The 20,537-nt window shown below is 66.5% G+C and carries 16 protein-coding genes and 1 tRNA gene; 9 read left to right on the top strand and 8 right to left on the bottom strand.

Annotated elements, in window-relative coordinates:
* Window positions 1–13 precede the first annotated feature (13 nt).
* The 7 genes from NL126_RS16565 to NL126_RS16535 form a co-directional block, all read right to left on the bottom strand.
* Window positions 14–838, bottom strand: coding sequence for a nucleoside phosphorylase (locus NL126_RS16565; protein ID WP_255195990.1), 825 nt, complete (start codon window positions 836–838; stop codon window positions 14–16).
* Window positions 835–1,224, bottom strand: a complete 390-nt coding sequence (cdd, locus tag NL126_RS16560) for a cytidine deaminase (RefSeq protein WP_255195989.1) — start codon at window positions 1,222–1,224, stop codon at window positions 835–837. The genes NL126_RS16565 and cdd overlap by 4 nt, the downstream gene beginning before the upstream one ends.
* 125 nt (window positions 1,225–1,349) lie before the next feature.
* A complete protein-coding gene (locus NL126_RS16555; protein WP_255195988.1) occupies window positions 1,350–2,462 on the bottom strand; it encodes an ABC transporter permease in 1,113 nt (370 codons plus the stop codon).
* Window positions 2,455–3,789: an ABC transporter permease gene (locus NL126_RS16550; RefSeq protein ID WP_255195987.1), complete on the bottom strand. Its 1,335-nt coding sequence runs from the start codon at window positions 3,787–3,789 to the stop codon at window positions 2,455–2,457. Before NL126_RS16550 ends, NL126_RS16555 begins: the two co-directional genes overlap by 8 nt.
* Window positions 3,786–5,381 carry an ABC transporter ATP-binding protein gene (locus tag NL126_RS16545; protein ID WP_255195986.1) on the bottom strand — a complete coding sequence of 532 codons (1,596 nt, stop codon included), beginning with the start codon at window positions 5,379–5,381 and terminating at the stop codon, window positions 3,786–3,788. The genes NL126_RS16550 and NL126_RS16545 overlap by 4 nt, the downstream gene beginning before the upstream one ends.
* A 7-nt stretch (window positions 5,382–5,388) precedes the next feature.
* The gene (locus NL126_RS16540; RefSeq protein WP_255195985.1) at window positions 5,389–6,534 is read right to left on the bottom strand and encodes a BMP family lipoprotein; all 1,146 of its coding nucleotides are present in this window, start codon (window positions 6,532–6,534) and stop codon (window positions 5,389–5,391) included.
* Window positions 6,535–6,634: 100 nt separating this feature from the next.
* Window positions 6,635–7,978, bottom strand: a complete 1,344-nt coding sequence (locus NL126_RS16535) for a phosphohexomutase domain-containing protein (protein ID WP_255195984.1) — start codon at window positions 7,976–7,978, stop codon at window positions 6,635–6,637.
* A gap of 114 nt (window positions 7,979–8,092) precedes the next feature.
* Between NL126_RS16535 and NL126_RS16530 the strand changes: the two genes are divergently transcribed.
* Entirely contained in the window at window positions 8,093–8,914 is an 822-nt protein-coding gene (locus NL126_RS16530; protein ID WP_255195983.1) for a hypothetical protein, read from the top strand.
* A 5-nt stretch (window positions 8,915–8,919) separates the two neighbouring features.
* Here the strand turns inward: NL126_RS16530 and NL126_RS16525 are convergent, their stop codons facing one another.
* Window positions 8,920–9,351 (bottom strand): DUF5793 family protein, encoded by a 432-nt coding sequence (locus tag NL126_RS16525; protein ID WP_255195982.1) that lies wholly within the window; start codon window positions 9,349–9,351, stop codon window positions 8,920–8,922.
* A 99-nt stretch (window positions 9,352–9,450) separates the two neighbouring features.
* Between NL126_RS16525 and NL126_RS16520 the strand changes: the two genes are divergently transcribed.
* From NL126_RS16520 to NL126_RS16485, 8 genes are all read left to right on the top strand, one after another.
* Window positions 9,451–9,957: a DUF7549 family protein gene (locus NL126_RS16520; protein ID WP_255195981.1), complete on the top strand. Its 507-nt coding sequence runs from the start codon at window positions 9,451–9,453 to the stop codon at window positions 9,955–9,957.
* Window positions 9,958–10,050: 93 nt separating this feature from the next.
* Window positions 10,051–11,676, top strand: coding sequence for a type II/IV secretion system ATPase subunit (locus NL126_RS16515; RefSeq protein WP_255195980.1), 1,626 nt, complete (start codon window positions 10,051–10,053; stop codon window positions 11,674–11,676).
* Entirely contained in the window at window positions 11,676–13,775 is a 2,100-nt protein-coding gene (locus NL126_RS16510) for a type II secretion system F family protein (protein ID WP_255195979.1), read from the top strand. The genes NL126_RS16515 and NL126_RS16510 overlap by 1 nt, the downstream gene beginning before the upstream one ends.
* Before the next feature lie 39 nt (window positions 13,776–13,814).
* Window positions 13,815–14,459, top strand: coding sequence for a class I SAM-dependent methyltransferase (locus tag NL126_RS16505; protein ID WP_255195977.1), 645 nt, complete (start codon window positions 13,815–13,817; stop codon window positions 14,457–14,459).
* A 107-nt stretch (window positions 14,460–14,566) separates the two neighbouring features.
* Window positions 14,567–14,637, top strand: a tRNA-Gly gene (locus NL126_RS16500).
* Window positions 14,638–15,189: 552 nt separating this feature from the next.
* Entirely contained in the window at window positions 15,190–16,875 is a 1,686-nt protein-coding gene (locus NL126_RS16495) for a type II/IV secretion system ATPase subunit (protein ID WP_255195976.1), read from the top strand.
* The gene (locus NL126_RS16490; RefSeq protein WP_255195975.1) at window positions 16,872–18,896 is read left to right on the top strand and encodes a type II secretion system F family protein; all 2,025 of its coding nucleotides are present in this window, start codon (window positions 16,872–16,874) and stop codon (window positions 18,894–18,896) included. Before NL126_RS16495 ends, NL126_RS16490 begins: the two co-directional genes overlap by 4 nt.
* A 37-nt stretch (window positions 18,897–18,933) precedes the next feature.
* Window positions 18,934–20,451: an Ig-like domain-containing protein gene (locus NL126_RS16485; RefSeq protein WP_255195974.1), complete on the top strand. Its 1,518-nt coding sequence runs from the start codon at window positions 18,934–18,936 to the stop codon at window positions 20,449–20,451.
* The last annotated feature ends 86 nt before the right edge of the window (window positions 20,452–20,537 follow it).

Here is a 20,537-nt window from a genome sequence, read left to right as displayed (position 1 = left end):
GCGCGGCTCCCGGCTAGCGGTCGAGCGACAGCCCCGCGTGCCAGCGGTCCGCACCCACCTCGTCCTTGACGGCGTCCATCTCCGCGAGGATGGCCGAGGCGCGCGAGGCGACTTCGCCGGCGCGGCGCTCGCCCTCCGTCCGGAACTCGCCCGTGATGCGGTTCGCGTACACCGTACAGACCGCTCCCGCGCGGAGTCCGTAGAGGCTGGCGACGGTGAGGATGGACGCGGCCTCCATCTCGAAGTTGAGCACGCCGGCGTTCTGGAGCTCCTCGACCAGTTCGCCGGCCCCTGCCGCCTCGAACCCCCCGTGGCCAGGACGCCCCTGTCCCGCGTAGAACGAATCCGTCGAGCAGGTGACGCCCGTGTGGTAGTCGTAGCCCAGTTCCTCGCAGGCCGTGACCAGCGCCGTCACGACCTCGCCGTCCGCCGTCGCCGGATAGTCCTCGCGGATGTACTCGCTCGAGGTGCCCTCCTGGCGGACCGCGCCGGTGGTGATGACGAGGTCACCGACGTTCATCCCCTCCTGAATCGCCCCGCACGACCCGACCCGAATGAACGTGTCCGTCCCGATGTTGGCGTGTTCTTCGACGGCGATGGTCGCCGACGGCGAGCCGATTCCGGTCGAGGTGCAGGTGACGGGCGCCCCGTCGTACGTCCCAGTCATCGTCCGGTACTCGCGGTGGGAGCCGGTCTCCTCGCTCATCTCCCAGTAGTCGGCGATCTTGGGCACGCGCTCGGGGTCACCCGGCAACAGCACGGGCCCGTCCACGTCGTCGGGGCCGACGCCCAGGTGGTACTGCACCTCGTCGTTCGGGTTCTCGCTGTCGCCCGTCATCGGCCCAGCGTCTCCCGCGAGATGGTGTTCGGCAGCAGCTCACCGAGCGTGTACTCGCTCACGCCGTCGCCCTCGTCGCAGTAGATGGGCAGCGACTCGTCGCAGAACTCCGCGAGCGTCTGGCGACACATCCCGCACGGGGTGACGCCGTCGCGCTTCCCGGAGACGACGGCGAGTGCGTCGAACGCCACGTGGCCGTTCTTCACGGCCTCGGCGATGGCGACCTCCTCGGCGTGCAGGGAGTTCGAGTAGTTCGCGTTCTCGAGGTTACAGCCGGTGTAGACCGTTCCGTCGGCGGTGCGGAGGGCGGCACCGACCCGATACTCCGAGTATGGGACGTACGCAGCGTCGAGTGTGTCGCGAGCGGCGTCCAGCAGTTCGTTCATGATTCGTGTTCGACGACACGGCAAAAATAGCCACCGGACGCCGGGTCCGGTCTAGTTTTGTCTACCTGTCTTCCCCAGACTCGTAGTGGTCGCCCGCGGCACGAAGCCACGGCCGACCGAGTCGTCTACCGGTCCTCACCAGACTCGTAGTGGTCGCCCGCGGCTTCCGGAATCCGCGTCTTGCCGACGAACGCCAGCACGATGATGACCGTCACGAAGGGAACGATACGCACCAGCGAGCCCGGCAGCCCCGTGCCGCCAGTCGTCTGGAGCGTCACCTGCATCGCGTCCAGCCCGGCGAACAGCAGCGTCGAGAGGAACGCCCCGATTGGGTTGTAGTTCCCGAACAGGTAGGTGACGATGGCGATGAACCCCTTGCCGTTGACCATCGTCGGACCGTTGCCGGTGAACTGACCGATGGACAGCGCGAGCGCGCCGCCACCGAGCCCCGCGAGCACGCCTGACAGGAGGACCGCCGCGTAGCGCACCCGCGAGACGTTCACGCCCGCGGTGTCGAGCGCCTTCGGGTTCTCGCCCGACGCGCGGACGTGCCGACCGAACGAGGTCCGGTTGAGCACGTACCACGACGCCGCGACCGCGATGAACATCATGTAGACGAACGGCGAGGCGTCGAACAGCGCGCCGAGGAACGGGATGTCCGAGAGCACGGGAATCGTGATGGTCTCGGGCGTCGTCACGCTGCTCGTGTTCGGGCCGCCGTAGACGACCTGCGAGGCGAACGGCGCGAGGCCGAGCGCGATGAGCCAGACCGCCAGGCCGGCGATGATCTGGTCGGCCCGGAACTCGATACAGACGACGGCGAACAGCCCCGCGAGCAGCGTGCTCGCGAGGACGCCGACCCCGAGGCCGGCCCACAGTTCGAGCTGGGTCGCCGCGTTCTCTCCGGCGATGACGTCCGTCGCATAGACGGCCGTGAACGCCGAGATGATGAGCAGCCCCTCGAGGCCGATGTTGATGACGCCGCTCTTCTCGGCGAAGATGCCGCCGAGCGCCGCCAGTGCGATGGGAACCGACAGCCGGAGCGCCGCACCGAGGGTGTTCCGGTCGGTGACGATGCCGGCGAGTTTGCCGGGGAGCGACTCGGAGAACGCCGCCTCGATGCCGAGCGCGAGGAGGAACAGCGCGACGACGGCGACGAAGCCGAGCGCGTAGCGGAGATACGTCACCTCGCTCTCCAGTTCGTCGATGCGCTCGCGGAGCGTCAGGTCCTCACTCATCGTCCTCACCTCCGCGGCCGCCGTCGGCGGCGACCTTCCCGACCGTGCGGCGGGCGCGTTCTTCGATCGAGTAGTACCGACGACCGAGCAGCCGGAAGAACTCCGGCATCGCCACGAACAGGATGATGAGTCCGCGGAGGACGCTCACCAGCTGTGGCGGGACGTCGGTGGCGAAGTCGACGACGGTCGCGCCGCTCTTCAGTACGCCGAACAGGAGTGCGGCGAACCCAACGCCAAGTGGGTTGTTCCCCGCGAGGATGGAGACGGTGATGCCGTCGAAGCCGTACGCGGGCACCCCAGTCTGGTACTTCCCGAGAATCATCAGGACGTAGACGGCACCGCCGATGCCGCCGAGCGCGCCCGACAGCGCGAAGCTGGAGACGACGGTACGCTCGGCGTCGACGCCGCCGTACTCGGCGGCCTCGGGCTGGAGCCCGCTCGTCCGCACGTCGTAGCCGAACGACGTCTGCGTGAGCAGGTAGTAGATGGCGAACACCAGCACCAGCCCGACGCCGAGCGCGAGCAACGAGAAGTCGTTTCGCGGGTCGAACACCAGCGACGGGAAGCCGGCGTAGTCGGGGAGCGACCGGGTCTGCGTGGCGACGCTCTCGGGGTCCTTGAAGTGATTGAGGACGAGGTAGCCCACCACGCCCGTCGCGACGAAGTTGAGCATGATGGTCGTGATGACCTCGTTCGCCTCGGCGTACGCCTTCAGCAAGCCCGGAAGCGCCCCGTAGAGACCGCCGAACAGTGCGCCGACGGCGAGTCCGACGGTGACGAGCACGACCGTGCCGACGAGTCCGGAGACGTACGGCGCCGTCCAGAGCACGCCGAGCGCGCTCGCGAGCCCGCCGACGACGAGTTGGCCCTGCGTCCCGATGTTGAAGATGCCGGCGCGGAACGCCACCGCCACCGACAGCCCCGTGAACACGAGGATGGTTGTCTCGCGGAGCGTGACGGCCATCTGTGGGTTCAGCGGGTCGTACCCCTGACGGAATGGGTTGAGCGGCCCCCCCGAGAACGGGGTGAGCGGCCCCCAGCCTTGCTTGAGTGGGTCGCCGAGCGCGCCGAGGAACAGCCGGTCGTACACCGCGATGGGGTCGTAACAGAACCCCATCGCGAACAGCCGAGGCAGACCGAACGGCGTCGGATGCGTGAGCACGAACGCCGCCTCCTGACACGTCGCCATCCGGCCGGAGATGAGGATGAGCGCCGTCCCGACGGCGACCGACAGTACGAGCGCCGCGAAGCTGATGGCGAACCGCTCGGTGCCGGAGGCGTTCACGAGCCGCTCGAGGACGCGCTCGGCGCGGTCGCGGACGCTCACGAGACACCCCCACCGCCGTCGGTGGCGGTGTCGACGACCGCGTCACCCGCGTTCATCGCACGCGAGGGCAGCTCGCGGTCGGGGTGTTCGCCGGCCATCAGCAGGCCGAGCTCTTCATCGGTCACGTCGTCGGGGTCGACGACGGCCATCAGCTCGCCCTCGTACATGACGGCGAGCCGGTCGGCGAGCGACTGCACCTCCTCCAGCTTGGAGGAGACGAGGAGGACGGCGACGCCGTCGTCTCGCAGGTCGAGCAGTCGGTCGTGGATGAACTCCGTCGAGCCGATGTCGACGCCCCGCGTCGGGTGGGTCGCCACCAGCAGCGACGGGTCACGCTCGAACTCCCGACCGACGATGAACTTCTGCTGGTTCCCGCCGGAGAGCGACGCCGACCGCGCGGTCGCGTCGGGCGGCCGCACGTCGTACTCCTCGATGATGGTCTCGGCGTGCTCGCGGGTGTGCAGCCAGTCGATGCGCCCGCCGGAGGCGAACGCCTCGGTGTGCTGGCTCCCGAGCAGGCCGTTCTCCACGAGGTCGAAATCCATCACGAGCCCGCGCTCCTGGCGGTCCTCGGGGATGTACGCGAGCCCGGCGTCGATGCGGCGACGCCGCGACCAGTCGGTCACGTCTTCGCTCCCGAACGCCACCCGACCGGTCGAGGGGTCCCGGAGGCCGGTGATGGCCTCGACGAGCTCGGTCTGGCCGTTGCCGTCGACGCCGGCGACGCCGAACACCTCGCCCTCCCGGACCCGGAAGGAGACGTCGTCCACGACGGTGACGCCGCGGTCGTCGGTCACACCGACGCCGTCGACCGTGAGCACGTCCGAACCGGGCTCCCGGTCGGCTTTCTCCACGTCCATCAAGACCTTCCGACCGACCATCAGTTCCGCGAGCTCCTCGCGGGTGGTCTCGCTGGCCGGAACGGTACCGACGTTCCGTCCGTTACGGAGGACGGTGATGTCGTCGGCCGCGGCCATCGCCTCGCCCAGCTTGTGGGTGATGAAGATGATAGTCTTCCCCTCGGCGGTGAGTTCGTCGAACACCTCGAACAGGTCTTCGACCTCCTGGGGAGTGAGGACGGCCGTCGGCTCGTCGAGGATGAGTACCTCGGCCCCACGGTACAGCGCCTTCAGGATCTCGACGCGCTGCTGGACGCCGACGCTCACGTCTTCGATGCGCGCGTCGGGGTCGACGCTGAACCCGTAGCGACGGCTCAGTGCCTGGACCTCCTCGCGTGCGCCCTCACGGTCGACTGCCATGCCGAACCACTTGCGCGGCTCGTTGCCGAGCGTGATGTTCTCGGTGACGGTCATCGGGTCGACCAGCATGAAGTGCTGGTGGATCATCCCGACACCGGTGTCGATGGCGTCGCGCGGCGAGTCGAACTGCCGCTCGCGGCCGTCGACCACGACCCGGCCCTCCGTTGGGCGATACAGGCCGTACAGCACGTTCATCAGCGTCGTCTTCCCCGCACCGTTCTCGCCCAGCAACGCGTGGACGCTCCCCTCCTCGACGCGGAGCGTCACGTCGTCGTTGGCGACCACGCCGGGGAAGCGCTTGGTTATCCCGTCGAGATGGACGACGTCGGTCATCCGACGCTCAGGCGTTGTTCGGGTCCGTCGGGACGTCGATCTCGCCGTCGATGATGGCCTGCGCCGACGCGTCGATCTCGCTCTTCACGTCGTCCGGAATCTCCGAGCCGAGCTGCTGGCCGTAGACGATGCCGACACCCTCCTGTTCGAGCCCGAGCGCGGTCACGCCACCCGAGAAGTTCCCGTTTACCTGCGCCTCGATGGCGTTGTAGACGGCCGTGTCGACGCGCTTGACCATCGACGCGAGGATGACGTCCTGGAACGACTCCTTCGTTACCGACTGGTCCCGGTCGACGCCGATGGCGAACCGACCCTGTTCCTGGGCCGCCTGGAACACGCCGGTGCCGGTGTTCCCGGAGGCGTGGTAGACGACGTCGGCACCGCTGTTATACATCGACAGTGCCGCCTCCTTGCCGGCGGCCGGGTCGTTGAACGAGCCGGTGTACGCCGTCTGGACGTCCACGTCGTCGTTCGCGGCCTTCACGCCCGCGGTGAAGCCGGCCTCGAACTTCTTGATGAGGCCCGATTCGACGCCGCCGACGAACCCCACGTTCGTGGAGTCGGACTGCGTGGATCCGGCGCCCGCCGAGAAGCTCATCGTGGTAAGCAGTCCACCGAGCTGGCCGACGAGGTACGACCCCTCCTCCTCGGCGAACACGTAGGACGCGACGTTCGGCTCGTCGACGACGGAGTCGACGATCTGGAAGTTCTGGTCCGGATACTGCGGTGCGTTCTCCGAGAGCGCGTCGGCCTGCAGGAACCCGATACAGGACACGAGGTCGTAGTCGGGGTCCGTCGACTGCGCGAACTGCTGCTGGAGGTTCGCGAAGTCGGCGACCTCCTGCGGCTGGGACTCCTGGAACTCGATGCCGAAGTCCTCCTGCGCCTGCTGGACGCCCTGCTGCGCCTGGTCGTTGAACGACCCGTCGCCGAGGCCGCCGGTCGCGTACACCATCCCGATGTTCGCGGCGACTTCTGCCTCGCCGCTTTCGGTGGGCGTGTCGGTCATCTCCGAGTCGTCTCCGTCTCCCCCATCGCCACCGTCTCCCCCATCGCCACCGTCGCCGGAGGACGGGCCGCCGGTACATCCGGCGAGCCCCGCGATACCTGCGATACCCGTGCCAGTTATGAACCGCCGCCTGTCGAGTTTCATCTCGAATTAACGCCCGTGCCTACCCGCCATAAGGCCTGCGAAAATTGCCACAGGTAGCGCTATATAGCGGCGATTCGCGGCCCCTCTCCTTCAAATTCGGCTATATTTCTCGCTCGGCGACAGCAGTCGCGCGGTCGACGAGCGCGTCCACCTCGTCGCTCTCGGCGTACACCCGAACGTACGGTTCGGTGCCCGATGGGCGGACCAGTATCCACGACCCGTCGGAGAGTTCGAGGCGGACGCCGTAGTCGGTGGTCACGGCCGCCTCGGGAAACTCGTCGGGAAGCGACGACTCGAGCGCCGTCATCACCGCTTGCTTACGGTCGTCCGGGCAGGAGACCGACACCTTCCGGTACGGCCGTTCGGTCACGGGTTCCCGGAGGCTGTCGAGCCCCCGGTCGGCGACCAGTCGCGCGAGCAGCGCCGCGCTCGCCACGCCGTCGATCCACGGCCCGTGTCGCGGGTGGATGTGTTTCCACGGCTCCGCGGCGAACACGACCTGCGTGTCTTCGGTCCCGTTCTCCCGCTCGCGGGCGATACCCTCGTGAAGCGCCCCCAGCCGGACGCGCTCGACGCGCCCGCCGGCCGCGCGAACGCGCTCGTCGATACGCGCCGAGGCGTTCGGGGTCGTGACGACCACCGGGTCCGCGACGTCGCTCACCCGGACGAAGTGCTCGGCGAGGATGGCGACGACGGTGTCCTCGTGAACGACTTCGCCGTCACCGTCCACGATGACGATGCGGTCGGCGTCGCCGTCGTGGCCGATGCCGAGGTCGAACTCGCCGTCCCGAACGAACGCCCGCAAGTCGTGGAGGCTCTCGGGCGTCGGCTTCGACTCCCGTCCAGGGAAGTGGCCGTCCACCTGTGCGTTGAGCGAGACGACGTGCCCCCCGAGCGCCCGAAGCACCTGCGGGGTGGCGACCGCGCCCATCCCCGTCCCACAGTCGACGGCGACCGGGAGGCCGTCGAGGGCGGCGCCGTGGCCGTCGGCGTAGTCGACGACCGCCTCGCGGTAGGCGGTGAGCACGTCGACCTGCTCGCTGTCGCCCCACTCGTGCCACTCGGTCGGCGGGTCGGCGGCCTCGACTCGCGATTCGATGGTGCGCTCGGCCGTCTGGTCGTACTCTTCGCCGTCGACGAACAGCTTCAGCCCGTTGTCCGTCGGCGGGTTGTGACTCGCCGTCACCATCACGCCACGGCGCCCCTGCGAGGCGAACGCGAGCGCCGGCGTCGGCACCTGGCCGACCCGGACGACGTGCGCGCCAGCCGATTCGAGGCCGGCTTCAAGGGCCGCCGCGAGCGCGTGACCCGTCTCCCGCCCGTCGCGACCGACGACGAACTCGTCGCCGTCGACCCCCGCCGCGCGGCCCACGGCCAGTGCCAGTGCCGGGGTGACCCGCTCGCGGACGTCGCCGCGGATTCCGGCGGTTCCGAAGAGTTCCATACGCCGGACACTCCCTTCGGACACTTATCTCTGTTCTCGCGGAACCGTCGGGGGCACCGAGGGTCGTGTAAGTATGTTATACCTATGCGACCCCACAGCGTGAGTAATAGTGCCATGTCAGAGGCACCCACAGCAGAGACGACGCTCGGACGCGTACGCTCCTACGCGTTTTACCTGGTCGTCCTCGCTATACTGGCGATGGGCGTCGTGTTCACCGGCGAGCTGCTCACCTTGCTCGTGGTCGGGTTCACCGGAGACGGGGCGGCGGCGCTCGGAATCCACCGGCTGCACGTGATGGCCATCGCGGCCACCGTGGGCACGTTCCTCGCAGCCGTCGCCGTCCAGTTGTACAAGCCACGACAGCGCCGGGCAGCGATGCTCGCCGCCCTCGGCCTCATCGTAATCGTGAGTGTGATCACTATCACCACCGGACCGCCGGAGATCGTCCAGGAAGTCATCCCGTTCCTCGCCCTCGGCATCCTCGCGGCCATCCTCCACCCCTCGGGGCGCAACCTCTACAGGCTGGGCGAGGAGTACAGCCCGCTGCTGCTCGGCTTGACTGTCGCGGCGGCGATTCCGCTGCTCGCGTACGCTGTCAGCCAGTTCACGCTGCAGGGGATCGGCGACCAGCACGCGATGTTCGGCCACTACGGCGACATGGTGTCGGTGTCGCTCGGGCTCATCCTGCTCGGCGCCATCGCCAGCGCCCGCATCGCAGGTTGGCGTATCGTCGCCTGGCTCACCGGGCTGTTCGCCGCCTACTTCGGCGTGCTTTCGGTCGTCTTCCCCGCACAGACGAGCAGTGTCGGGACGATGTGGGGCGCCGCCGTCGTCGTGTGGGCAGTGGTGTTCGTCGCCGTCGCAGAATACAGCCGCGTCGCGTCGTCCTCGTCGCTGTTCCACCGGCCGTGGTCGGCGGGTCGCAGGGGCGCCTGAGCCCCTCAGAGTTCGACGCCGCTCGGAATCAGCGACTCCGACCGCCGGAGGTCGCCGCCGGCGTCGTACACCAGCAGCGTTCCCTTCTCGTGGCTCAGCAGTTCGTCGCCGTCGTGGTGTATCCGAAGGCGATAGCGCGTCTCGTCGTCGCCGCCCTCGTCGCGGGCGGCACGGATGAACGCCAGCACCGCCTCGTTGTCGGCGTTCACCTCGACGAGGAACTCACCCGTCACGCGGTTCGTGATGCCGATAACCCCCCGTTCGTTCGACTGCAGCCTGTAGGTGACGTCCAGTTCCTCCGCAGCCAGTGGGTCGCCCGTCCCGTCGGTGAGGCGACCGACGAGCTGGTCCCGCGGCCCATCGTACTCGATATCGAGCGACGGTATGCCGGCGGAATCGACGTTAGTCACCTCGACAGTGAAGTAATCACGCCTCATTCAATACCAGCTATTCGGCCGCAGGCGGGAAGAACGTAACGCCTACTTCACCCTCTCGTGTCCCGACAGCTTTTATTCCCACGGGGTCGCCCTGCCCGTATGGCATGGGTCCGCTCGGAGTACGCAGGTGAACTCGCCGTCGTCGCGGCGTGGCTGAGCGCGCTGCTCCCGTGGTCGGTCTCGGTCGCCTCCCGTGGCGGTATCAGTTTCGTCGTCCTCCGGTGGCCGCTGTTCGTCTTCCAGTTCCTCTTCGGTGTGAACCTCGGCGCGGCCGAACAGCCGTTCCTGTGGGTGTTCCAGATGCCCGGGACGGCCGCGAACCCGACGAACCTCCAGGCGTACTACGTGTGGAACGCGGCTGCGGTTGCGCTCGGGCTGGCGCTGGTGCTCTCGGTCGTCTACTACACCCGCGAGGAGCAGCTTGAGGCGAGCCCTGTCGACCCCGTGCGGCTCATGGGCTTGCTGTTGACGGTCGGGGGTGTCCTACTGCTCGCGAGCACCGTCCTGCTCTGGCAGGGGTTCTTCGGCACCACGGTGCCGGTGGGTGCGGTCATCGTCACGCTGCTCGGCGCGATGCTCGTGCGCGTCGAGCGAACCGACGACTGAGCGTCGGAATCGGCGTCAGACACCCCGGATGGATTTATGGTCCGGCAGCGTAAACCCCGATTAACACGTGGGGTCGCCCGCGCGGGGACACTGATGGTAGGGACCGCTGACGACGACGCCGGAACACTGATCGATCAGCTAAAGCGGACCCTAGAGATGCTCAAGGGGTCGAGCCTGTCGCTCGACGCGTACGCCCCGGGCGAACACGGCCCCCTCGTCTCGTTCGACCCCCCCTCGAACCTCGAAGAGCTCGACCGCTACTGGGTCAATGCGCCGTTCTCCTTCGTCTCAATCCTCTACGACGAGGCGGAGAACAGCTACCAGTACCGCGTCATCGAGCCGACGCTCGACGCGGCGGAGGCCGAACTGCTCGAGACGCTGTTCGACGACGTGCGCAACCCGTTGCTGTACCGTGAGACCGAGGGAACCCCCGAGGAGATCCTCCGCGACGAACTCCGAGACCGCCTCGAAGACTACGGCATCGACACCGACACCGCCGGGTTCTATCGGCTGTTCTACTACCTCTGGCGCCGGTTCCGGGGGTTCGGGAAGGTCGATCCCCTCCTGCACGACCCGAAGATCGAGGACATCTCGTGTGACGGCTACGAGCTACCGCTGTACGTCTACCACGAGGACTACCAGGACATCGAGACGAACATCTCGTTCGGCGAGGAGGAGCTCGACTCGTTCGTCATCCGGATGGCGCAGCAGGCGGGGCGACACATCTCCGTCGGGAACCCGGTCGTCGAGACGACGCTCGAAGACGGCTCGCGTGCCGAACTCGCACTCGGCGAAGAGGTGACGCCTCGCGGCTCGGCGTTCACCATCCGGAAGTACAGCGACGAGCCGTTCACGCCGATCGACTTACTGGAGTTCGGCACGTTCTCGCTCGACCAGATGGCGTATCTCTGGCTCGCCATCGAGAACAACCGCAACATCATCTTCGCGGGCGGCACGGCGTCGGGAAAGACCACCTCGATGAACGCCATCTCGATGTTCATCCCGCCGCGGTCGAAACTCATCACCATCGAGGACACGCGGGAGCTGGCGCTGTATCACGACAACTGGCTCTCGTCGGTGACCCGTGAGCGGCTCGACGAGGCGGCGAACGTCACGATGTACGACCTTCTCAGAAGCGCGCTCCGCCACCGCCCCGAGTACATCCTCGTGGGAGAGGTGCGTGGTGAGGAGGCCATCACGCTGTTCCAGGCGATGAACACCGGGCACACGACGCTGTCGACGATGCACGCCGACTCCGTCCAGACGGTCATCAACCGCCTGGAGAACGAGCCCATCAACGTTCCGCGGCCGATGGTGCAGTCGCTCGACGTGCTCTGCGTACAGGTGCTCGCACGGTTCGGTGGCGAGCGCGTCCGTCGGGCCCAGACGCTCGCGGAGATCGAGGGCATCGACCAGCGGACGGGTGAGCTCGACTACTCGAACGCCTTCGAGTGGCGAGCGACCGACGACACGTTCCGGGAAGGCAACCGCCACCTGCTGAACGAGATCCGCGAGGAGCGCGGCTGGTCGCAGTCCGAGCTCCTGCGGGAGCTCCAGCGGCGCCGGAAGTTCCTGAAACACCTCTGGGAGGAGGATGTCTCCCAGTACCAGCAGTTCACCGCGATGGTCAACCGATACTACGCCGACCCGCATCGGATGATGGAGTACATCGGGGAGGAGGCCCAGGCGCCCGCGGAAGCCGAGGCGACCGACGACTGATGCTGGAGTACGTTCCGCTCGGCCTCGCGGTGCTCATCCTTGCACTCCTCGCGGTGGCTCCCCACTCGCGGCGCGCCGACCGCACCGTCAACCGCATCGCGTGGGGGGTGTTCTCCGGTCCCGCCACCGAACACGATGGGCGCCGGGAGCGGAACCTCCGTGCGGCCGGCATCGGCACCCCGTACCGACTCTACGTCGTCAAGACGTACCTCTACACCGCGGCGGGGGCGTTCTGTGGGGCCGTCCTCGGCGTCTACCTCGGTGCGCTCATCATCGAGGCCCTCAACGTCACGACCATCACGGCACCCATCGCCCGCGGCATCTTCCGACCGCTCCCCGACTGGTTGCTGTCGTTCTCCGCGAAGTACTTCGCCGTCCTGCTCGGGGCGAGCATCGTCTTCGGCGGGTTCACCGCCTCCATCGTCTACTTCGTCCGCTGGCAGCTCCCGTCGATTCGGGCCGATACGCGCGAGCGGCAGATCGAAGCCGGGATGCCGCGGATGGTGGCGTTCGTCTACGCGCTCTCGCGTGGCGGGATGGCGTTCCCCGACGTGATGCGTGCGCTCGCACGCAACCGCGACGTGTTCGGCACCGCCGCCGAGGAGATGGGCGTCGGCGTCCAGAACATCGAGCTGTTCGGGGACGACCTCGTGACTGCGGTCCGCGACCTCGCGCGACGGACGCCCTCCGACCAGTTCCAGAAGTTCGCGGAGAACCTCTCGAGCGTGCTCCAGTCCGGGCAGAACCTCTCGGCGTTCCTCCGCGACGAGTACGAGCGCTACCGCGAGGCGGCGGAGGATCAGCAGCGTAAGATCCTCGACCTGCTGGCGACGACCGCGGAGGTGTACGTCACGGTGGTCGTCGCTGGGATGCTGTTCTTGCTCACCATCCTGCTCGTCATCGGGCTGACGAGCGGCGGGATGCTCCTGTTGCTGAAGCTCATCAGCTACGCCGTGTTGCCCGCGACCAACATCCTGTTCGTCGCGTATCTCTCCGAGATAACCCAGCCGCTGCGCGCGAGTCGGGACAGCTTCGAGCCGACCGACCCCGAGTCGACCGCCAGCGACCTCGTCGACACGGAGGCGCTGGCGGTGACCGACGGCGGCGTCGTCTCCGAGCAGTCGCGGCTGAACCTCGGACGCCTCGACGCCTACAAGCGGTTCCGTCGGGCGGTCAACGCCCTCTCGAACCCGTTCGAGGCGCTCGTCGAGCAGCCGACGCTCGTCCTCTACGTGACGGTGCCGCTGGCGGTCGGGTTCGTCGCGACCCAGCTCCCCGCCGTTTTCTCGGAGGGACCGTTCGACGTCCGGGTGTTCGACGACCTCCTCATCCAGTCGACGCTGTTCGTGCTGGTGACGTTCGCCATCGTCCACGAGATCCACCGGCGGAAGCTGGAACAGCTCGAGGAGGCTGTCCCGGACCTGCTCGAACGGCTCGCGAGCCTGAACGAAGCCGGCGTCTCCGTGGTCTCGTCGTTCGACCGGGTCCGTCGGAGCGACGTGGGCGAACTCGACGCGGAGGTCGAGCGCATCTGGCGAGACATCCAGTGGGGCGCGACCGTCGAGGCGGCGCTCGAACGGTTCGAGGAACGTGTCGAGACCCCCGCCGTCACGCGTATCGTGACGCTCATCACCAACGCGATGCGTGCGTCGAACGAGATCGGTCCCGTCCTCCGAATCGCCGCTGAGCAGGCGCGCAACGACCGCCGACTGAAGCGCCAGCGGCGACAGGAGATGGTCACCTACCTCGTGGTCATCTACGTCGCGTTCCTGGTGTTCCTCGTCGTCATCGCGGCCATCGACTTCGTGCTCATCCCGAACCTCCCGACGGCGAGCGAGACGGCTGCGCAGACGGCCGCTGGGGCACCGACCCCCGGATTCATCACGGTCACCGAGTCGGAGATCCAGCAGTACCGCATCGTGTTCTTCCACGCCGCCATCATCCAGGCCACGCTCTCGGGGCTTGTCGGGGGACAGATGGGTGGCGGTTCTCTCAAGGACGGGGTGAAACACGCGAGCGTCCTCCTGACCATCGCGTACCTCGCGTTCCTCTACGCACAGGAGGCGAACCCGGTCGCCGCGCTGCTCCTGCCATTCTGAACCGGGCGAGTTTTCTCTCCCGGGAGCGACCCCTGTAGCATGGACGACCGCGCGGGGGTGGCCGCGACGTACGACCGCATCGCCGACCACTTCGCCTCGACCCGCGAGTACCCGTGGCCGGAGGTCCGCGAGTTTCTCGACGGCCGGGTCGTGTCGCTCGCACTCGACGTCGGCTGTGGCAACGGTCGGCACGTCGAGCTCCTGTGTGAGCACGCCGAGCGAGTGGTCGGGCTCGACGCCTCCCGGGGACTGCTCGACGCTGCAGCACGGCGCGCCGCCGACCGGGGGTTCGACGCGACGCTGCTCCAGGGAGATGCCGCCCGGCTTCCCCTCGCGTCCGACACCGTCGACCTGGCGGTGTACGTCGCGACCATCCACCACCTCCCGACTCGCGAGGGTCGGGTCGCGAGTCTCGACGAACTGGCGCGCGTGCTCCGCCCCGGTGGCAGCGCCGTCGTCAGCGCCTGGAGCACGGCCCACGACCGCTTCGACCGCGACGAGGGGTTCGACACCACCGTCGACTGGACGCTCCCCGGTGGCGAGACCGTCGGGCGGTTCTACCACATCTACGACCCGGCGGAGTTCGACGCGGACCTCGCGGCGAGTGCCCTCGGGGTGGAATCGTCGGTCGTCTCCAGCGGGAACTGCTACGCCGTGGTCGGCCCGGAAGGGAAACGCACATAGGGCGGGGTGGATTACGGGTGGATAGAGACCGGTGGTGAGCGTCCGAACGCCGGTGGGGAGCGGTTCCACAGGAACCGCGAACCTCGGCGCGCTTGCCATCGGCGAGCGCGCCGGTGGTCTAATGGCATGACTTTGGCCTTCCAAGCCAACGATCCGGGTTCAACTCCCGGCCGGTGCATACGGTGCGAGCGGCAGCGAGCACGTCTCTCCTCGCGGGATTGAATCAGGGAGCGAACAGCGTGAGCGACCGTGGTTCAACTCCCGGCCGGTGCATACCCGTCTCGAACGAACGTGAGAGACGTGTTTCCTCCACTGAGGGAGTTGAACCCTGCAAGTCGCAGCGCGCGAACAGCAGCGAACGCACCTCCTCGACGAAGTGGACCGGGGGCACACCGCGTGGCCGGTCGACAGACGAGATTCAGTCGACACAGATTCTCGGAATCAGCCCGACTAGCTTCGGCAGTCCCCTGTTTGACATTCACGAACAAACGCCACATCCCCCGGCCATATCCGGTAGTTTATCACATATGTCGAGATGGGGTAGTTTCCACACCCAATATGGTCCGGGGCTTTATGTGCCGCGAAACGCGCGGAGACGCCGTTTCTCGGCGTTTCGACTCTTGTAAAGACCGAACACGATTTAACCGAGGAGTCGAATTATCGTTTCAACTCACATGTTTAATACAGTTCGAATGGTGGCCGAGTCGTCACAACGCTGGGGGTGACCACCATGACAGGTTCACCAGAGGACGACCAGCCAGCCGGGAACCGCGGGCTGGTGACCGACCATCCGATAAAGGGAGAGATCCTTCGAGAGGTGAAAGCGTGGTTCGACGACGCCGACATCAGCGGCGCGTTCGGGGGGCAGCCGTCGACGCAGTTCATCAAGACGGAGTTCTTCGACTTCTCGTATCTCGACGACTACGAGGAGGTCGAGCGCATCTGGGTGAACAAACCCTACGCGTACGTCTCGATTCTTCGGAACCCGGGGAACGACAAGCTCCGATATCACGTCCACGAACCCGTCCTCAGCGAGTTCGAGGAGTACGTCCGCGAGGACCTCGTGAAGATCATCCGCAACTCGCTGATGTATCAGGACCTCGACGAGGGGGACGACCGGGAGGCCGTCTTCGAGAAGAAGGTCCGCGAAATCGTCGCCGACCACGCCGCAGCGACGGTCGACCCCGGCACGCTACGCAAGCTCAAGTACTACCTGCTGCGGGACTTCGTCCACCTCGGTCCCATCGACCCCATCATGCGCGACCCGAACATCGAGGACGTCTCGTGTGACGGCGTCGACATCCCGGTGTACGTCTACCACTTCGAACACCGCGATTTGCCGACGAACATCCGGTTCGACAGCCAGCAGCTGTCGTCCTTCGCCCTCCGACTCGCCCAGCGTGCGGGCGAACAGATTTCAGTGTCGGAGCCGCTGATGGACGGCACCCTTCCCGGCGGCTCGCGGGTGCAGTTGACGTTCGGGTCCGACGTCTCCACGCGCGGGTCGAACTTCACCATCCGGAAGTTCGCGAACGTGCCGTTCACGCCGGTCGACCTCGTCCAACACGGCACGTTCTCCGTCGAACAGATGGCCTACTTCTGGCTCGCCATCGAGTCGAACCGGTCGCTCATCTTCGCGGGCGGGACCGGCTCGGGGAAGACGACCTCGATGAACGCCGTCTCCATGTTCATCCCCGAGGACTCGAAGGTGGTCTCCATCGAGGACACCCGGGAGATCACGCTCCCGCACGACAACTGGATTCAGAGCCTGACGCGCGACTCCATCACCGCGGAGGGCCGTGGCGAAGTGTCGATGTACGAACTCTTGCAGGCCGCGCTCCGCCAGCGTCCCGAGTACCTCCTCGTGGGTGAGATTCGGACCGAACAGAACGTCGCGTTCACGTTCTTCCAGGCCATCGGCACGGGCCACACCGCGTACACGACCATCCACGCCGAGAGCGTCGAGGGGGTGCTCAACCGCCTCGAGAACGACCCGCTTTCCGTCCCGACACAGATGATTCTCGACCTCGACATCATCTCCATCCAGAAACAGACGTTCCTCGACGGCGACCGCGTCCGTCGGAACCACGGCGTCACGGAGATCAGGTCGGGCGACAACGCCGGCGAGACGGTGCGGGCCATCGACGTGTTCCGGCGCGACGCCGACGCCGACCACCACCAGAAGGTGAACAACTCGCAGGTGCTCCAGGACATCGCCGAGGACCGCGGCTGGTCGACAAAGCGGCTCGCACAGGAGTTGCGAAAACGCGAGGAGTTCCTCCAGTATCTCGTCGAGAACGACATCTCCGGCTACCGTGAGGTGACTAACGCCATCCACGCGTTCGGCACCGACCAGGAGAAACTGATGACACAGATCGAGGCGGGGACGCTCAGCCCCGCCGACCTCGACGAATGAGTCAACCGAACATCGACGACGCGGCACCCGTCCCGGAGTACGAACTGGAGCAGTACTTCCCCGAGCGCCGTGAGCTCTCACGGGAAGAGCGCAAGCGGCTGCGCGACCAGCACGGCTACCTCCGGACGTACTTCATGACACATCCGGAGTCGTTCCGCGATATCCAGCGCTGGCTCAATCAGGCACGGTTCGGCGAGACGTACGACATCTACCTCGCGCGGTCGGCACGATACGCGCTTTTGGCAGGCGTCGTCGGGCTGCTCGTCGGGATGGGACTCGTGGCGCAGTTGCTCGCGTTCGATGTCGTCGAACAGGTGGCCACGCTCGCCGGCCTCGATACCCAGACCACCACGTACGCGCTGTTCGTCTCGGTGACGCTCCTGCTCGTCGCCGTGTTCGCCGCCACCACGTTCCTCGGGCGCTACTACTACCCGCGGAACGTCGTCAACAGCCGCGAGAACGCCATCGACATCCAGCTCCCCCACGCCATCGTCTACATGTACGCACTCAGCCACGGCGGGATGAACACGTTCGAGGTGTTCCGCGAACTGGCACACTCGGAGGGCGTCTACGGCGAGGTGGCAAACGAGTTCGACATGATCGTCCGCGACGTGGAGCTGTTCGGCAACGACCTCTTCACGGCGATTCGCGACGCCCGGAACCTCACCCCCTCCGACAACCTCGAACAGTTCCTCGACGACACGCTCTCCGTGCTCGACTCCGGGAGCGACTTCTCGCAGTTCCTCGAAGGCGAGGCGAACTCCTACATGGACGAGGCACGCCAGAAGCAGGACGAGTTCCTCGACACGCTCTCGGTGCTCTCGGAGGTGTTCGTCGTCATGTTCGTCGCCGCGCCGCTGTTCCTCATCGTGACGCTGATGGTCATCAGCCTGCTCGGCGGGGAGTCGCTCGTCCCGACGTACCTCATCGTCTACGTCGTGATGCCGCTGGCGATGGGGGCGTTCCTCGTCGTCATCGACTTCCTCTCGAAACCCTACGCCCAGAACTCCGGCGAGGTGGAGATCGAGGGCGACCGCGACGACGACGACGAACAGCCCCCTGAGCCGGTCCGCGACCATCCGAGGTACGCGACGTACGAGGAACGCAAGCGCCGCAACGAGATGTGGGAGACCGTCTCGAATCCCATCAGTCACATCCGGAACCGGAACCCGCTGCTGTCGCTGCTCCTGACGGTCCCGCTCGCCGCGGTCGCCGTCGGTGCGCTCGTGGCGACCGGCAGCGTCCCCACGACGTACGCAGCGGTCACGGCGAACCCCGTCCAGGCGACCATCGGCTACTTCGTCGTCCCGTTTCTCGTGACGATGGTACCGCTCACGGTGTTCTACGAGAGCCAGCGGCGCCGCCACCAGCGCATCGCCCGGCGGTTCCCCGACACGCTCAACATCCTGTCGAGCGCAAATCAGATGGGCATCTCGCTCACGGAGTCGTTCGACCTCGTCTCCCGGTGGTCAGAGGGCCTGATGGCCGACGAACTGCGGAAGGTCCGTAACGACATCGAGTGGAACTACGACGTCCAGCGCGCGCTGCTCTCCTTCGCGAACCGGCTGGAAGTGCCGCAGGTCACGCGGACGATGAACCTCATCGCGAAGGGGTCGCGCTCGTCGTCGGACCTCGCGAAGATCATCTCCATCGCCGCGGAGGACACCCGCAACCGCTACCAGATCGAGACGAAGCGGCAGAAGGAGATGCAGGCGTACACCGCCATCGTCATCATGGGGTTCCTGGTGTATCTGGGGGTCATCGTGCTGCTCGACACCTCGTATCTGGGCCCCATCGGGGAACTGTCGAGTGAAGCCGCTGCCACGGCGAACGCGGACGTCGTCGACATCACACAGGTGCCCGTCGACGCCTACCAGACCGTGTTCTTCCACTCGGCGCTCATCCAGGGGATCGGCAGTGGACTGCTCGCCGGCAAGCTCGCCGACAACGACGTGCTCGCCGGGCTGAAGTACAGCCTCGTGCTGGTGGGGCTGACGCTCGCCGTCTTCCTGTTCATATAACATGTCTCGCAACCCACTCCCAACCGACACGCGCGGTGTGAGCGAGGTCATCGGCTCGATCCTCGTCTTCGGGCTGGTGATCGCGCTCATCTCGCTACTCCAGGTACAGGCCGTTCCGAACGCGAACGAGGAAGTTGAGTTCGAACACAGCAACGCGGTCACGAACGACATGGCGAACCTGCGCGTCGCGATGTCGGAGGCCGTCGACAGCGGCCGAACGCAGGAATCGACGGTCCGGCTCGGCGTCGACTACCCGCCGCGGCTGCTGTTCTACAACCCACCAGCTGCAACCGGGCGGTTGCAGACCAGCGAGGCGGCGACGATGCAGCTCTCGAACGCCGACGCCGACGGCAACCTCGGCAACTACCTCGCGACCGACCCGCAGCTCTCGACCCGCGCGCTGAACTACACCGTCAACTACAACGAGCTCGAAGGCACGTCCACCCGCGTCCGGGAAGCGGGTGTCTACTACGAGGCGTTCGACGACGAAGCGCTCGTCAAGGAGAGTACCTTCATCGACGGCCGTGAGATCTCCCTCGTTGCCATCGGTGGCGAGTACGAGTCGAGCGGGGTCGAAGCGAACACCGTCTCGGCCAAGGCTCTCTCGGCGCCAGCACGCGAGTACACCATCGAAGACGATGGTAGCCCGGTGACCATCGAGATCCCGACACGCCTCCCCAAGTCGCAGTGGCAGGAAATCCTCGCGGACGAGTACGCGACCAACGCTAACGGGCTGGACGGTAACACCGTCTCAGGCAACGGGTTCGTGACCGCCGCGAGTTACGACACCAGTACCGACCCCAACACCCTCACAATCACGCTGAAACCGAACGAGGAGTACACGCTTCGGCTGGGGAAAGTCGGGTTCGGCACGGGCGGCGACCCCGAGGCCCGATACATCGTCCCGGTGGACGACGACGACCCGACCGTCGCCACCATCGAGGTCCGCGACTCGTTCAACAACCCCGTCAGTGGCGTAGCAGTCGACATCGAGGCCACCTCGGAGACGGTGACGACAGGGCCGAACGGCCGAGCGTCGTACCAGCCGTCGTCGGGGAACCTGGTCACCTTCCAGCGGGACTTCGACGGGTCCGGGACGCCGACAGCGCCACTGGAGAAGGTGACGGTGTCGACGAAAGGACCGCTCGACGCGAACGACCCCACGGTTGATGGTTTCACCGTTGATGTCGACGAAACGCAGACCTGTGATTCGTTCGGTGAGGTGGATGCACCGGTCCTTTCGGACACAGTGTTATCATGCACAACCACTCGAACGATTCAACAACCCATCGTCGATTTCAATGTCTCGGACGATGACAGCTCGTCGGAGTCCGGCGTTGCCTTCGTCGAAATCCAGATCCTCGACTCGACCGGCGACCTCATCACTAGCCGTCGGTTCGACGGCGACGGGCAGGCAGTCGTGGACAGCCGCTGGGTCGGCCCGTGGCTCGACGACGGGACCAGCACCAGTCCGAACAGACCGACACCGAGTGAGGTGAAGCTCATCGTCGAGGACCGCTCGGGTCGAACCAACTCGACGACAGCCTCGCTGTAGTCGATCAACCACACATACCAACGCAAAGATATGAACGACAGACCTCAAGCCCACGCATTCAATAGGGCCCGGCTCAATCCCCTCAC

This window comes from Halorarius litoreus (genome assembly GCF_024362405.1).
Lineage (GTDB): Archaea > Halobacteriota > Halobacteria > Halobacteriales > Haloarculaceae > Halorarius > Halorarius litoreus.
This window is presented reverse-complemented; position numbering and strand designations above follow the sequence as displayed.

Bases quoted from the DNA above. Each gene is read 5' to 3' on its own strand.
- NL126_RS16565 (WP_255195990.1), bottom strand. From the start codon at position 838: ATGACGGGCGACAGCGAGAACCCGAACGACGAGGTGCAGTACCACCTG.
- cdd (WP_255195989.1), bottom strand. From the start codon at position 1,224: ATGAACGAACTGCTGGACGCCGCTCGCGACACACTCGACGCTGCGTAC.
- NL126_RS16555 (WP_255195988.1), bottom strand. From the start codon at position 2,462: ATGAGTGAGGACCTGACGCTCCGCGAGCGCATCGACGAACTGGAGAGC.
- NL126_RS16545 (WP_255195986.1), bottom strand. From the start codon at position 5,381: ATGACCGACGTCGTCCATCTCGACGGGATAACCAAGCGCTTCCCCGGC.
- NL126_RS16540 (WP_255195985.1), bottom strand. From the start codon at position 6,534: ATGAAACTCGACAGGCGGCGGTTCATAACTGGCACGGGTATCGCAGGT.
- NL126_RS16535 (WP_255195984.1), bottom strand. From the start codon at position 7,978: ATGGAACTCTTCGGAACCGCCGGAATCCGCGGCGACGTCCGCGAGCGG.
- NL126_RS16530 (WP_255195983.1), top strand. From the start codon at position 8,093: ATGTCAGAGGCACCCACAGCAGAGACGACGCTCGGACGCGTACGCTCC.
- NL126_RS16525 (WP_255195982.1), bottom strand. From the start codon at position 9,351: ATGAGGCGTGATTACTTCACTGTCGAGGTGACTAACGTCGATTCCGCC.
- NL126_RS16520 (WP_255195981.1), top strand. From the start codon at position 9,451: ATGGCATGGGTCCGCTCGGAGTACGCAGGTGAACTCGCCGTCGTCGCG.
- NL126_RS16515 (WP_255195980.1), top strand. From the start codon at position 10,051: ATGGTAGGGACCGCTGACGACGACGCCGGAACACTGATCGATCAGCTA.
- NL126_RS16510 (WP_255195979.1), top strand. From the start codon at position 11,676: ATGCTGGAGTACGTTCCGCTCGGCCTCGCGGTGCTCATCCTTGCACTC.
- NL126_RS16505 (WP_255195977.1), top strand. From the start codon at position 13,815: ATGGACGACCGCGCGGGGGTGGCCGCGACGTACGACCGCATCGCCGAC.
- NL126_RS16495 (WP_255195976.1), top strand. From the start codon at position 15,190: ATGACAGGTTCACCAGAGGACGACCAGCCAGCCGGGAACCGCGGGCTG.
- NL126_RS16490 (WP_255195975.1), top strand. From the start codon at position 16,872: ATGAGTCAACCGAACATCGACGACGCGGCACCCGTCCCGGAGTACGAA.